Annotated in this window: 12 protein-coding genes and 2 pseudogenes; all 14 read left to right on the top strand. The window is 32.2% G+C overall.

All coding sequences use genetic code 11. The annotated features are described in order from the left end of the window. Positions 1 to 4 precede the first annotated feature (4 nt). Complete coding sequence (locus NST13_RS15030) at positions 5 to 1,129, top strand: aminotransferase class I/II-fold pyridoxal phosphate-dependent enzyme (RefSeq protein WP_342580946.1); 1,125 nt, start codon at positions 5 to 7, stop codon at positions 1,127 to 1,129. Continuing rightward, a complete protein-coding gene (locus NST13_RS15035; protein ID WP_342580947.1) occupies positions 1,126 to 1,773 on the top strand; it encodes a sugar transferase in 648 nt (215 codons plus the stop codon). Before NST13_RS15030 ends, NST13_RS15035 begins: the two co-directional genes overlap by 4 nt. After that, positions 1,763 to 2,380, top strand: coding sequence for an acetyltransferase (locus NST13_RS15040; protein WP_342580948.1), 618 nt, complete (start codon positions 1,763 to 1,765; stop codon positions 2,378 to 2,380). The genes NST13_RS15035 and NST13_RS15040 overlap by 11 nt, the downstream gene beginning before the upstream one ends. A gap of 25 nt (positions 2,381 to 2,405) precedes the next feature. After that, positions 2,406 to 3,524 (top strand): glycosyltransferase family 4 protein, encoded by a 1,119-nt coding sequence (locus NST13_RS15045; RefSeq protein ID WP_342580949.1) that lies wholly within the window; start codon positions 2,406 to 2,408, stop codon positions 3,522 to 3,524. A gap of 157 nt (positions 3,525 to 3,681) precedes the next feature. Next, positions 3,682 to 4,766: pseudogene (locus tag NST13_RS15050) on the top strand (IS4 family transposase). 622 nt (positions 4,767 to 5,388) lie between these two features. Next, positions 5,389 to 5,712: an ATP-grasp domain-containing protein gene (locus NST13_RS15055; RefSeq protein ID WP_342581871.1), complete on the top strand. Its 324-nt coding sequence runs from the start codon at positions 5,389 to 5,391 to the stop codon at positions 5,710 to 5,712. A 128-nt stretch (positions 5,713 to 5,840) separates the two neighbouring features. Beyond that, positions 5,841 to 6,389 carry a glycosyltransferase gene (locus NST13_RS15060; RefSeq protein WP_342580950.1) on the top strand — a complete coding sequence of 183 codons (549 nt, stop codon included), beginning with the start codon at positions 5,841 to 5,843 and terminating at the stop codon, positions 6,387 to 6,389. A 62-nt stretch (positions 6,390 to 6,451) separates the two neighbouring features. Further along, a protein-coding gene (locus NST13_RS15065; RefSeq protein WP_342580951.1) for an IS3 family transposase occupies positions 6,452 to 7,587 on the top strand; the annotation gives its coding sequence in 2 pieces (ribosomal slippage) (positions 6,452 to 6,674 and positions 6,674 to 7,587; 1,137 coding nt in all). 216 nt (positions 7,588 to 7,803) lie between these two features. Next, positions 7,804 to 8,376, top strand: coding sequence for a glycosyltransferase (locus NST13_RS15070; protein WP_342580952.1), 573 nt, complete (start codon positions 7,804 to 7,806; stop codon positions 8,374 to 8,376). A gap of 105 nt (positions 8,377 to 8,481) precedes the next feature. Beyond that, a complete protein-coding gene (locus NST13_RS15075; protein ID WP_342580953.1) occupies positions 8,482 to 9,513 on the top strand; it encodes a glycosyltransferase in 1,032 nt (343 codons plus the stop codon). Further along, the gene (locus tag NST13_RS15080) at positions 9,507 to 10,901 is read left to right on the top strand and encodes an O-antigen ligase family protein (RefSeq protein WP_342580954.1); all 1,395 of its coding nucleotides are present in this window, start codon (positions 9,507 to 9,509) and stop codon (positions 10,899 to 10,901) included. Before NST13_RS15075 ends, NST13_RS15080 begins: the two co-directional genes overlap by 7 nt. 330 nt (positions 10,902 to 11,231) lie before the next feature. Next, positions 11,232 to 12,167: a glycosyltransferase family 2 protein gene (locus NST13_RS15085; protein ID WP_342580955.1), complete on the top strand. Its 936-nt coding sequence runs from the start codon at positions 11,232 to 11,234 to the stop codon at positions 12,165 to 12,167. A 482-nt stretch (positions 12,168 to 12,649) separates the two neighbouring features. Next, positions 12,650 to 13,807 (top strand): CDP-glycerol glycerophosphotransferase family protein, encoded by a 1,158-nt coding sequence (locus NST13_RS15090; protein WP_342580956.1) that lies wholly within the window; start codon positions 12,650 to 12,652, stop codon positions 13,805 to 13,807. A gap of 79 nt (positions 13,808 to 13,886) precedes the next feature. Further along, positions 13,887 to 15,020, top strand: a pseudogene (locus NST13_RS15095) (IS3 family transposase). Positions 15,021 to 15,225 lie beyond the last annotated feature (205 nt).

Below are 15,225 nucleotides of genomic sequence, written 5' to 3' on the forward strand. Positions count from 1 at the left end.
TATCATGACAGAAAGAATTTATCTCTCTTCACCCCATATGAGCGATGAAGGGTACGAAATGCAGTATGTAAAAGAAGCTTTTGAGACCAATTGGATTGCTCCATTAGGAGAGAATGTCAATCAATTTGAAAAGGAACTTGCGGAAAAAGTGGGCTCAAAAGCTGCGCTAGCGCTTTCATCCGGAACCGCCGCGATGCATCTTGCATTAAAGGCAGCCGGAGTGGGTGAAGGAGATATTGTATTCTGTCAATCTCTCACCTTTGCAGCGACATCCAATCCGATCATCTACCAGCATGCGATTCCGGTTTTCATTGACAGTGACCCGGAAACTTGGAATATGTCGCCGGAAGCTTTGGAAAAGGCCTTTGAAAAATATCTAAATGTGAAGGCCGTCATTGTAGTCCACCTATATGGCTTATCGGCAGATATGGATAAAATTTTAGAGATTTGCCGTAGACATAATGTACCAATTATTGAAGATGCTGCCGAGTCTTTGGGCGCATATTATAAAGGGAAACATACAGGTACTTTTGGCGATTACGGAATCTTTTCGTTCAATGGCAATAAAATCATTACCACATCCGGCGGCGGAATGCTTGTTTCCGATCATGTGGATAAAATTGAGAAAGCGCGATTCTGGTCCACCCAATCCCGCGATCAGGCAAGACACTATCAACATAGCGAATTGGGCTACAACTACCGCATGAGCAACGTGCTTGCTGGAATTGGTAGAGGTCAATTGAAAGTATTAGACGACAGAGTAGCAAAAAAGAAATATATCTTTGAATTTTATAAAAGTGAACTAGGCGAATTAGAAGGGATTGAGTTCATGCCAGTTAATGAATGGAATGAACCGAACTATTGGCTTAGTGTCATCCAACTGACAGGAGACATCCGACCAATGGATGTCATTGAAGCATTGGAAAAAGAAAATATTGAATCAAGACCTGTATGGAAACCAATGCATTTGCAACCGTTCTATGAAAAATATGATTATATCCATCTTGGATCGGATGTCGCAGCGGAGTTATTTGAAAACGGTGTTTGCCTGCCGTCCGATACGAAGATGACGGATGAGGATTTGAAAAGAGTGTGTGGAACGATTAAGGAGTTGTGGGCAAAAAGATGAATTCGAAAGGTGGAATTTATAAAAGATTTATAAAGAGACCAATGGATTTTATATTATCTTTGATTGCCATTATCGTATTGAGTCCCATTTTCTTAATCGTCGCACTGCTTGTTAAAATAAAATTGGGAAGCCCGGTGATCTTTAAACAACAACGGCCCGGACTGAATGAAAAAATCTTTACAATGTACAAATTCCGCACGATGACGGATGAGCGGGATGAGAATGGAGAACTGCTTCCTGACAGTGTGAGATTGACGAAGTTCGGGAAGTTTTTGCGTTCCACCTCTTTGGATGAATTACCGGAACTGTTTAATATTTTAAAAGGGGATATGTCGATTGTGGGACCGAGACCGTTATTGGTGCAATATCTTCCTTTATATAATGATCATCAAAAACGGCGTCATGAAGTAAGACCAGGCTTAACCGGCCTTGCCCAAGTCAACGGTCGAAATGCCATCAGTTGGGAAGAGAAGTTTGATTTAGATGTTCGATATGTGGATCATGTAAGTTTTATCGGGGATTGGAAAATTATTTTACTGACCGTTAAAAAAGTATTTGTTCGAGAAGGAATCAATTCAGAAACTGCAGCAACGATGGAGCCTTTTACAGGAAATAAAAAGGAAGACATTGTATATGAAAAATAAACTTCTGATTATCGGGGCAAGTGGACACGGAAAAGTTGTAGCAGATATCGCATTAAAAATGAATAAATGGGAAAGCATTTCCTTTTTGGATGATAACCAAAATTTAAAATCATCCATGGGGATTGATGTGATCGGAACTACAAAAGATGTTCATAAATTTATAGATTCTCATGATGTAATTGTAGGTATCGGAAACAACAGTACGAGAGAAAAGATTCAAAGCATGCTGGAAAAATTAGGAGCAAGTATTCCAGTTTTAATACATCCCAGTGCCATTATCGGCAATGATGTTGAAATTGGGATTGGAACAGTAGTCATGGCAGGAGTTGTAATTAACTGCTGTACCAAAATTGGTAAAGGCTGCATTATCAATACCAGTGCTACAATCGATCACGACAACATCATTGAGGATTTTGTTCATATCTCGCCTGGTGCGCATTTGGCGGGGACGGTTAAAGTTGGACAAGGTTCTTGGTTGGGAATAGGTTCAATAGTAAGAAATAACATCATTATTACTCAAAATGTCAATATTGGAGCAGGGGCAGTAGTTGTAAAAAATATTACTGAATCTGGTACATATATAGGTATACCAGCAAAAAAAGTGTGAAAAATTAGAGATTTGGAGATAGAGTATGAAAATATTGTATGTCACGACAATATCCAATACTGTCAATGCATTTCTAATTCCCCATATTAAAATGTTAATTGAAGAAGGGCACGAGGTACATTGTGCCTTTAATATTGTTCAAGAAGTTAATGAAGAGTTAAATAATTTAGGATGTAAAATCCATAATATCGAATTTCAACGATCACCTTTACGAAAAGAAAATATAAAAGCATATAAAAAACTAAAAAAACTAATTCAACAAGAAAAATATGATCTTGTACATACCCATACTCCAGTTGCTTCTGCATGTGTAAGACTTGCTTGTAAAAATTTTAACAATATAAAAGTGATTTATACTGCTCACGGTTTTCATTTTTATAAAGGTGCTCCAATTCAAAATTGGCTGATTTATTATCCAATTGAAAAATGGCTTTCGAAATATACAGATTGTTTAATTACGATTAATAATGAAGATTACAAAATTGCCAAAGAAAAATTTAAAGCAAAACACGTAGAAATGGTGAATGGAGTAGGGATTGATACTTCAAAATTTATTCCTCAAACGTTAGAGAAAAAAATACAGTTAAGAAAACAATATGGTTTTTCAGAGAAGGATTTTATTTTGATTTTTGTTGGTGAACTAAATCATAATAAACATCAGGATATGTTAATAAATGTTGTTTATAAACTGAAAAGTAAAATTCCTTATTTAAAATTATTACTTGTCGGAAGAGGAGACATGGTCGAACAATATAAGCAGTTAGTGAATCATTTAGGGTTAGAAAAAAATGTGGAATTTTTAGGTTACCGTAATGATGTTCCAAATCTTATGTTAATTTCTGATATTGCAGTTTCTTCATCAAGACGTGAAGGATTACCTGTAAATGTTATGGAAGCAATGGCCACAGGATTACCGTTGGTAGTGACAAATTGTAGAGGAAATAGAGATTTGGTGAAAAATGGGTTGAATGGTTATGTTGTTGAAATTGACAATGTAGAAAGGTTTTCAAAAATGATTGAAAATCTTTATTTATCAAGTAATACAAGAGAATCATTTGGTATAGCTAGTTTAAAAATGATAGAAGATTTTAAATTAGATAGTGTAATAAAGCAAATACGAGAAATATATGTTCGAATAATTTAATCTTATTAAATATAAAATATGCCACTAGCGTCGCATTAAAATAATTTAACACCTTCGAATAAACCGAATTTTCTGAAATATAATTCAAACACAAAAAAATCCTTTATAATGGTTGGGTGGTAGTAAACCATCCAAATCCAATACAAAGGATAAAACCATGGATAAGTTTACACGAAAAACATCATTTGAACAATGGTTTTCACCGATTAATCGTCCATTATTTGACGACCTAGTGAAAACACATCAATTAAATCACTATACCAAGAAGCTTTATATGGCTTCATTTATGAAACTGCTTTTGTATGCCCAACTCCATGAAACCGAGAGTTTACGGGCGTTGAGTGACGCTGTCTTTTTAGAAGAATTACAACGAGCAACGGGATTGGAATCGATTCGTTTTTCATAGTTAGGGAGACGAATCAATACCATCCCAACTGAGTTCTTTCAAACGATTTTTCTCGATTTAGTGGCACAAATTCATCGGAAAACCAATTTCCAAACAAGAAGAAAAGTGACAACGCCTTTGAAAATCATTGATTCGAGTACATTACCGCTTAATTAATCATAAGTGGGCAGAGTTTCGAAAAACAAAATCAGGAGTAAAGCTTCACTTACGACTTGTTTTGATGGAAAAAGGACTCTCCTATCCAGATCAAGCCGTACTCACGAATGCCAACGAACATGATCGTGGTCAACTAGAAGTATTCGTGGATGACAGAGAATGCATGTACGTGTTTGATCGTGGTTACTTGGATGATGGGCGCTTTGATCAAATGACGGAAGATGGCTATTTCTTTGTGACCCGTTTGCGTAAAAACACTGTTGTCCGAGTGTTAGAATCCTTTTCGTTACCAGAAGATTCACCCGTATTCTCTGATGAAATGGTTGTCATTGGAACACCACAAAATCGTTCTGAAAACGTGTTTTGCTTACTCAAATTGCATGATACAAAAGGAAATGAGCTTTATTTACTGACAAGTCGGTTTGACATGGACGCAGATGAAATTGCAGAAATCTACCAATCACGTTGGGCAATCGAACTTTTTCAAATGGATGAAACAACATCGGAACATTAAAAAGTTTTTTGGTCACAGTGAACAAGCTGTACATAATCAAGTGTACGTAGCCATGATAGTGTACGGTCTGAATGTTTTAGCTCAGTTGAACACGAATAGCGAACGCAGTTACTGACAAATTAGTCGCTATTTGAAGGCTTCTTTGTGGAAATCCGCTCACATTTAGTTACGAAAAATCGAAGGAAACGGCGTCCCATAAAGGTTTGCCAGTCGTTGTTGCACAAGTCATAGGTTATGGTAAAAAATGGATGTTTACTACCCTCGCTTAGGTGTTTTCGTTTTTTCTCTAAAGTCCAGAAAAAATAAAACTGAAAATTCAGACATCATTTATGCGACGGTAGTGAATTGAAATATAAAAAGGGAAGATTGATTCTAATTTAAACATCGAGGAATTGAACGACCAGTTAATTAAGGTTTATAAAGTGATAACCATTTTTGGTGATATCTAGTTTCGATACGCAACGCCTAGTGGAAGATGAACTTTCTCCTTCGAAAGGCAGGCGTTTCTTGTCGGAAGAACATTTTCCTTACGGCGTTAGGAGATTGGCTTCGCTTTTCGAGATGTCTAGTTCCAGCGCCTAGCTCCTCGTGACGCTTCGGTCTTGCTGTGGAGGCGACAGCCTCCTCGCAAGCCCTTCAGCGCATCTCGGAGCTAAGCAAGGCGCTTCCACTTTTCGATGATGTCTAGCTTCGGTGTCTAGCTCTCTTGTGCGAAATAGCCTTCGTCCTGTATCGGGGCCTGACCCCCAGCGCCTAATGAACCTGTCGCTATATTTACAAAAGAGAAAATAAAAATGAGAGCTGGAGAAACTGATAAGTCAGTATCAGTTAAAGACGATCAACTTTTTGATTTGATTAGGAGATTTGTAAAAAATGTTGGTTTTAAAGGTATTATTGATATAGATATTTTTAAAGTTAACGGTGAATATTATATTTCCGAAGTGAATCCTCGATTTGGTGGAGGATATCCACATGCGTATGAGAGTGGTGTTAATATTCCAAAAATGATTCTTAAAAACGTGCTTGGTACAGCTAATATAAATGGAATTGGAAAATATGATGAAGGAATTTATATGATGAAATATAATGAGTTGAAAACTTTAAAAATTTAATAGCCCATTATTCGTTAATTAAACTATTAAATATTTAACATTAGTTATTCGACAATATGGTGCCGTTTCTAGAGTATATTATTTAGTTATTATTTACTGAATATCAAAGGATATGTGAGGTTTTATAATTGAGGATTTTATATGTTACAACAATATCAAATACAGTAAATGCATTTTTGGTACCTCATATTAAATTGTTAATGGAAAAAGGACATCAAGTAGACGTTGCTTTTAATATTGTAAAAGAACCTAGTACAGAGTTAAAGAAACTCGGTTGTAAAATATATAACATTGAATTTCAACGTTCTCCTTTAAGTAAAAAAAATGTATTTGCATATAAAAAATTAAAAAATTTGATTAAAAAACAGAAATATGATCTAGTTCATACCCATACACCAGTGGCATCTGCTTGTGTAAGATTGGCTTGTAGAAATTTGAAGAATGTAAAAGTTATGTATACAGCTCATGGGTTTCATTTTTATAAAGGAGCTTCATTAAAAAATTGGATGTTTTTTTATCCCATTGAAAAATGGTTATCAAATTATACAGATTGTCTTATTACAATTAACAGTGAAGATTATTATGTTGCAAGGAATAAAATGAGAGCATGTTCAACAAAATTAGTTAGTGGAGTTGGAATAGACCTAGAAAAATTTAAGCCTTTGAATGTAGTATAGATACATGGACACAACTTGGTTAAGTCACTATTATTGAACTAACGAAAGGTCGTGTCCGAAATATGAGTCGAAAACGTTATAATCAAGAATTTAAACAAACAGTAGTTGAGCTTTATCGCTCAGGTACTCCGGTCAGTCAACTCTCTAGCGAATATGGTGTGTCAGAAGTAACTATTTATAAATGGATTAAGCAACTCTCTCCAATTGAAGGAACACAGGAATTAACTGTGTCAGATGTAGATGCAATCCAAAAGGAAAACCTTCGGTTGAAACAGGAGATCGAAATCTTAAAAAAGGCTATGACCATATTCGCGAGAAAATAGATGAGCAAGAACTGATCGACTTTATTACAGAAGAAAGCGAACATCACCCAATTCAAATGATGTGTCGTGTTTTAAAGTTGCCAAGAAGTACGTATTATGATTCATTTCATAAGAAACCCAATAGCTATCATATCGCCAATGAAGTGCTACTTGACCGGATTAAAGTGATTCACAAAGAAAGTAAAGGTCGCTATGGCGCACCTAAAATCCATGAAATACTTCAAAAAGAAGGCTATTCATGTAGCATTAAACGAGTTCAACGTCTTATGAGGCAAGCAGGCATCCAATCATGTATTGTCAAAAAATATCGCCCAGCATCTACACGAGAGCCAGTGAAAGAACGCGAAAATGTACTTGAACAAGATTTCACCACAACAACAATCAACGAAAAATGGGTAGCAGATATTACGTATATCCATACACTTCGTGATGGCTGGTGTTATCTCGCATCCGTACTTGATTTACATACGAAAAAAGTGGTCGGCTACAAATTTTCGCGTACAATGACAACAGAAATTGTTCTCGAGGCACTCCAGAATGCGATCGAAGATCAACAACCTGGCCCTGGACTTATTGTGCATACTGATTTAGGAACCCAATATACAAGTGAAGCATTCCAAGAACTACTTAAGAAATACGATATGATTCCGTCATTTAGTCGTAAAGGATGTCCATATGACAACGCTTGTATCGAATCATTTCACGCTACACTGAAAAAAGAAGAAGTTTACCTAACAAAATACGAAAGCTTTGAGACAGCGAGAATTGCCTTATTTCAATTCATCGAAGGTTGGTATAATCGCAAACGAATTCATGGAAGCATTGGTTATTTAACACCAGATGAGTATGAAAAGATGTGTCGTTCAGCAGCGTAACCTAAGGGTTACAAGTTAGTCCCCTCTCACATTTTTTTGGCACAACATCCATGGGTTTATTTCTCCACGTCCCGAGTAGGTTGTCAAAGGCTCTTTTCACTTTGACAATCTACTTGGGATGTGGAACACTCCATGAATGGTTGTTGTGCAGAAAAAAACTTAATCTTTTTGTGTCCGAAATCTTGACTTAGATCCACTTCGACAGAAAAAGAGAAATTGAAATTAAGAAAAGTTTATAATTATGATAAAAATGATTTTATCTTAATATATGTTGCTGAACTTAGCTATAGGAAAAATCAAAATATGATAATTTCTGCAGTCGGTTTATTAAAAAATAAGATTCCTAATTTAAAAGTACTTTTTGTTGGAGACGGAGATTATCTTGAGAATTATAAAGAAATAGTAAAAAAGAAAGGTGTAGAAGAAATTATTGATTTCCTTGGATACCGGACTGATGTTCCGGATCTAATGAAAATGTCTGATGTTGCAATTTCATCATCCCGACAAGAAGGATTACCAGTAAATGTTATGGAGGCAATGGCTACAGGGTTACCATTAGTAGTCACAAATTGTAGAGGAAATCGTGATTTGGTATCGAATAATGAGAATGGATATGTTATTGATTTAGATAAAATTGACGATTTTGCTAATGCAATATTCAAATTATATACTGTTCCTGATAAACGTCAGATATTTGGAAAAAATAGTACCAGACTTGTTAAGAAATATTCTTTAGACAATGTGTGTAAAGAAATGCTTAAAATTTATAGTGATTTTTTAAACGAATAAGAAAGAAATATTGATATATAAATATGCTTAGAGATTTAGAATTCGATATAAATCATCGAAAGAGTTCTTTACTATATTCTATTTTATGAATAGAAAGGAGAAACAATGAAAAAAATTTTACACGTACTACGTTCAAAGAAGTTTTCGGGAGCAGAAAATGTTGCAATTAATATTATATCGAATTTAAGTGGAGAATATAATATGTATTATGTTTCACCAGAAGGTCCTATAAAAAATACCTTAGCTGAAAGAAATATTAATTATATTCCAATGAAAAATTTATCATTATTAAATCTGTTTAAAGTTGTGAAGGATAATAAACCGGATATAATTCACGCTCATGATTTTACGGCTACAATATTATCCGCAATGGTTAGTTTTAATACTCCTGTTGTTTCTCAAATCCACCAATATCCTAACTGGCTTAATAAAATCTGCATTCGTTCTATTCTATTTTTAATAGTTAGTATTAAGGTTAGTCAGTTTATTGTTGTAACACCAGCTATTAATAATTCATTAATATTTAAAAAGTTTCTTAAAAGGAAAACTAAAGTAATAGAAAACATGGTTGATTTAAATGTTGTTAGGGAAAAGTCAAGAGTGCCGACAGACCTAGCTTATGATATTATTTTTTTAGGACGTCTAGTTGATGTAAAAGATCCAATCAGGTTTATAAACATTATTTCTAAAGTGATAAAAAAAAGACCTTCAACAAAAGTTGCAATAATTGGTGATGGATACTTAAAAGAAGAGTGTGAAAGCTTAATTAAAAAATTAAAGTTAAAGGGAAATATAGACTTATTAGGATTTGTGTCTAATCCATTCCCCATTTTAATGAACTCAAAAGTTCTTTGCATGACTTCAAAATCAGAAGGATTGCCAATGACTATAATTGAATCACTTTCCTTAGGAAAACCTGTAATAGCATCTGATTTAGATGGAATAGCAAATATAGTTGATAACACTTGTGGAATATTATGCAAGACAGACGAACAATTTATTTTAAGCATAATACAGTTATTAAATGATGATAAACTTTATAAAAATATGTCTAAAAGCGCAAAAGAAAAGGTTGAAAGTTTGTTTAATTTAACACAATATAAAGAAGACTTTGTAGAGGTATATACAAGATGTTGAGTTGGAAGATAAATTTTATTAAAGAAAATTATATACTAACTAAATCTCAAGATACAATGGATAATAAGCTGTGGAATAGAGTAAGGAGTAAGTTTATTGTCGATATTATTATAATTGGCTTTTTAATTCTTTCGAGTCAGATTATTGTTTCTTCTATATCTATGTATTTACTATTTTTTTATATTTTATATAGAATAATGACTATTCCAATTCAATTTTCCTTACACTATTTTCTAATTTTAGTTCCAAATATAGGTGTAACTTTTATTCCAGGTCTTCCTGCTCCGATATTAAACATTTTAATACTTTTTGCAATTTTTCGGATTGTTTTATTAAAGAATAAGTTTAAGATTAAGATAAATAAAATCCTTCTTTTGATTTCAATGATGGTTATTATTTATGAATGGGGACATGCGTTTTTATATAATTCATATAATATCCTGACGCTTATGGGTTGGACACTTACTCAAATTTATATACTGTTTATAATTTCGTCTAATAATGATGAATCTAATCATTTATTAAGTATTAAGTATTTTGTCAGCGGGGTCATGATTTCATCAATTGTTGGATTGATTACAAATATATTAGAAACTGGTCAAATTATTGATTTAAATCAATCGAATGTTATTGATAGATTCTCCGGAGGTGCAGGTGATCCCAATTATTATTCGCTATATATATTAATTAGTCTTTTTTGTTTAATAATGTTGCTGAATAGAAAAGGAGTAACATTATTAAACAAAGCATTATACTATTTAATAGTTTTTATGCTGCTTATGTTTGGCTTTATGAGCTTATCTAGAATGTATATAATTGTCCTTGTATTTGTGAGTGTCATATATTTTTTTAGAGTGATATTTTCTCTAAAAAAATATAGAAAGCATAAAAGGTTTATCGTGATTTTCGCAATATTAAGCGTTTTATTTTTAATGGTGTTTCCAAAAAATATTATGAATTTTATAGATTTAACTATTTCAAGGTTTACAATGTATGAAAGTGACCTAACATTGCTAACTAGCGGTAGGAATGAAATTGCTGAGAGTAGTTTAGAGTTCATATTTTCTAATTATGAATTTTTTTATTTTGGTGTTGGTATTCAAGATTATGGTAGTAGAATTGGAGCAGGTATGGGGTATGCACATAATTTTATTTTAGAATTACTCCTTGCTTTGGGAATAATAGGTACAATCCTGTTTTTAATCTATTTGTTTTCAATTTTAATAGAAGTAAAGAGTCAAAGTAAAAATAAAAAAGTTAGCTTTATAGGAGCTCTCCCTTTGTTATGCATGGCTATAAGTTATATGTCAATTAATGCCATTGAGGTAGAAAGTTTTTATTTGTTATTAATTTTTGCTTTTAAACATTTATTCATCTCTCTTGATTAATATTTTATTGTTTGAAAAAAATTTATACTTTATCATTTTTTTATGAAAAAAATTCCTCATTAATCGTTGGGAGTGGCGACTCGACTCATGGATGCTTTTTGTGTATAGGGACTATTTTCCAGAAGCAGGTATCCCTTCCATTCTGATTATCAGTATAATTTAACAAAACTAAGTGATTGGTAATTTTACTCACCTACTGACTATAAAGATTACAATTTGAAAAAAGGAGATAGTCTGATTATACCTAAATTTTATTAAGTGGCTATTATTTTATGAACCAAAATATTTTTTTAGATTTATAATTATCATATAGTATAGAGAGGATGAAATATGAATCCAAAAATTTCAATAATTATCCCTGCCTATAATAGAGAAGATACTATCCATTTTGCATTAGATTCTTTGTTACGCCAAACATTTCAAGACTTTGAAGTAATTATCATTGATGATGGTAGTACAGATAACACGGCGAAGATAGTAGAAATGTATAAAAGGTCCAACTTCAAATATATATATCAAGAAAATTCGGGAGTATCTGTCGCAAGAAATAAAGGGATTGATTTAGCTAGTGGTGAAGTAATTTGTTTTCTTGATTCTGATGATTTTTACGAAGACACTTTTCTAGAGAAAATGTATTCTAAAATCAAGACAAAGAATTTTGATATTTGTTATTGTGGTTATTTTATTGTTACCTCTAAAGAAAAGAAAAAGTGTAAAACGTTATTTAAGGAAGGAGATATTTTAATAGACTATATATTAGATAGAGTGAAAGTTTGTACAAATAGTTGGATGATTAGGAAGAAACTGATAGACAAGTATAATATATGTTTTCCAGAAAACGTATCTTGGGGAGAGGATATGGAATTCTTTTCTGAGGTATTATCAAAAACCGATAGAATTTGTTTCGTTAATGAGTACTTAACAAATTATGTTTTTCATGAAGATGACAATAGATTATCTACTTTTTCATTGGACAAGTTGGATAAAGACTTCGACTTTATTAATAGGTTAATTATTAAACTTAAAGCAAATAAGAATCCATTATTGAAAAAGGCCTTAGTAGATTATAGACTATCAGCTTTAATTACATATAGGCTATATAATTCTTTGAAAATTGGTTTAAATAAAAAAGATATTATTAAATACTTTAATAAATATTTGAATCTTATTAAAGTATTTAATTTCAATAATGGATTACGTAGTATTAAACTAAATATAATAAAAATTTTATTGATACTAAAGATAAGAAATTTTAAAAAGGACTGAACTAATACATGAAGAGGATAATGATAAATGCCTATACAACCTTTAATCTAGGTGATGATTTATTCATTAAAGTATTATGTGAGAGATACCCAAATACTGAATTTATTTTGTATGCTCCTAAAGAATACAAAATTAATTTTAAAAATTCCTCAAATCTTAAAGTGATTTCAAATAGCAATATTCTTTTTGGTATCGGGGCCTGACCCCCAGTGCGTTGGATGAATACGAAAAAATGTGCCGAATAGCAGCGTAAAACATGGGGTACAGAATACTTCTCCCCTTCACATTTTTTTGGCACAACAGCCATGTGTTTATTTCTCCACGTCCCAAGTAGATTGTCAAAGGCTCTTTTCACTTTGACAATCTACTTGGATGTGGAACAATCCATGAATGGTTGTTGTGCAAAAAAACTTAATCTTTTTGTATCCAAAAACTTGACGTAGATCCAGTTTTAAAATAAAAATTCAAGTGAGTGAAATAAAATGAGTTTGATTAAAAATTTTTTTAAAATAATTATATTTAAAATATTAAGTTTTAGAAAGTTAAAAAATATTATTATATTTGAAAGTTCACCAGATTTATCAGGAAATAGTTTTGAATTATATAAGTATGCAAAAAAAGAAAAATTAGATAAAAAGTATAAAATTATTTGGGCAGTTAGCAATTATAACCAATGTAAATTAAAATATAAAGATGTCGAATTTATTAAATATCCGACCAATCGTTTTGAACAGATAAAATTTTTATGGAAAATCAGTCAAGCTAAATGTTTAATATATGAAAATAAAGAACTTAAAAAAATCAATAAAAAACAATATGCAATTTATCTCACACATGGAACACCTTTAAAAAACACTCATAGTTATATGTGGCAGCAAGAAAATATTGATCATGTCCTATTTCAATCAAATTTTGTTAAAGAAAATGCTAAAAGGTTATTTAATGTTAATGACAATCAATTAGTTTGTCTTGGGTTTCCTAGAAATGATTTATTGTTTTCAAATATAAATTTGAATCATTATTTAAAACATGAATATAAAAAAATTGTAGTTTGGCTTCCTACGTTTAGACAATATAAAGACAATAAAAGAGTTGATTCTAATTTTTCGCATCCTCTGGGGATTCCTATATTCAAAGAAGAAAGTCAAATGATACAGTTGAATAATTTTCTAAATAATCATAATTCTTTACTGCTAATAAAACCACATCCTGGACAATTAACTAAATATTTAAAAAATATTAATTTAACAAATGTTAAAATTATTTTTGACCAAGACATCAATGATATGAACATTCAATTATATGAACTATTAGCAGGGAGTGATGCTTTAATAACAGATTACTCATCAGTATATTTTGATTACTTACTAACAAATAAACCAATTGGTATCACCATAGATGATATTGAAAATTACAGAAATACTTTAGGATTTGCCTTCGAAAATGTGGAGAGTATCTTAGTTGGAGAAAAAATTTGTGAATTTAAGGATTTGGTATTATTTTTTGATAATTTAATTAATGATATCGATAGTTATTATGAAGCACGAAGAAAAAATTGTGATTTATTTAATTATTATAAAGATAATAATTCGACTAAGAGAGTTTATGATTTTATTATTAATAACATGAATAATAGATAGAATTAGATGTAGTATAGATTTATGGACACAACTTGGTTAAGTCATTAATATTAAACTAACGAAAGGTTGTGTCCGAATCATGAGTCAAAAACGGTATAATCAAGAATTTAAACAAACAGTAGTTGAGCTTTATCGCTCAGGCACTCCAGTCAGTCAACTCTCTAACGAATATGGTGTTTCAGAAGTAACGATTTATAAATGGATTAAGCAACTCTCTCCAATTGAATGTGAACAAGAATTAACTTTGGCTGATATAGAAGCCATTCAAAAAGAAAATCTTCGATTAAAACAGGAGATCGAAATTCTAAAAAAGGCTATGACCATATTCGCGAGAAAATAGATGAGCAAGAACTGATTGACTTGATTACAAAAGAAAGCGAACATCATCCAATCCAAATGATGTGTCGTGTTTTAAAGATGCCTAAAAGTACGTATTATCAATCGTTTCACAAGAAGCCGAATAGCTATCATGTCGCCAACGAACAACTGCTTGAACGAATTCGAGCAATCCATAAAGAAAGTAAGGGTCGTTATGGGGCCCCTAAAATCTTTGAAATACTTAAAAAAGAAGGCTATACAGGCAGTATCAATCGAGTTCAACGTTTGATGAAACAAGCAGGCATCCAATCATGTATTGTAAAAAAATTCCGCCCAACACCAACACAAAAGCCTGAGAAGAACGAGAAAATGTATTAAATCAAGATTTCACTACCACAACGATTAATGAAAAATGGGTAGTTGATATTACATATGTCCATACGCTTCGTGATGGCTGGTGTTATCTAGCGTCCGTTATTCATTTACATACGAAAAAAGTAGTTGGATATAAATTCTCTTGCAAAATGACAACAGAAATTGTGCTGGAAGCACTTCAAAATGCAATTCAAGACCAAAAGCTGATCCTGGACTTATTGTGCATACGGATTTAGGAACACAATATACAAGTGAAGCGTTTCAAGAACTTCTAAAAAAACATGAAATGATTCCGTCGTTTAGTCGAAAAGGATGTCCATATGACAACGCTTGTATTGAATCTTTTCACGCTATATTAAAAAAAGAAGAAGTGTATCTAACCAAATACGAAAGCTAAGAGACAGCGAGAATTGCGTCATTTCAATTCATTGAAGGTTGGTATAATCGCAAACGAATTCATGGAAGCATTGGTTATTTGACACCGGATGAATACGAAAAAATGTGCCGAATAGCAGCGTAAAACATGGGGTACAGAATACTTCTCCCCTTCACATTTTTTTGGCACAACAGCCATGTGTTTATTTCTCCACGTCCCAAGTAGATTGTCAAAGGCTCTTTTCACTTTGACAATCTACTTGGGATGTGGAACAATCCATGAATGGTTGTTGTGCAAAAAAACTTAATCTTTTTGTGTCCAAAAACTTGACGTAGATCCAAATAAAACA

Origin of the sequence: Ureibacillus sp. FSL W7-1570 (assembly GCF_038593265.1) — a bacterium.
Lineage (GTDB): Bacteria > Bacillota > Bacilli > Bacillales_A > Planococcaceae > Ureibacillus > Ureibacillus suwonensis.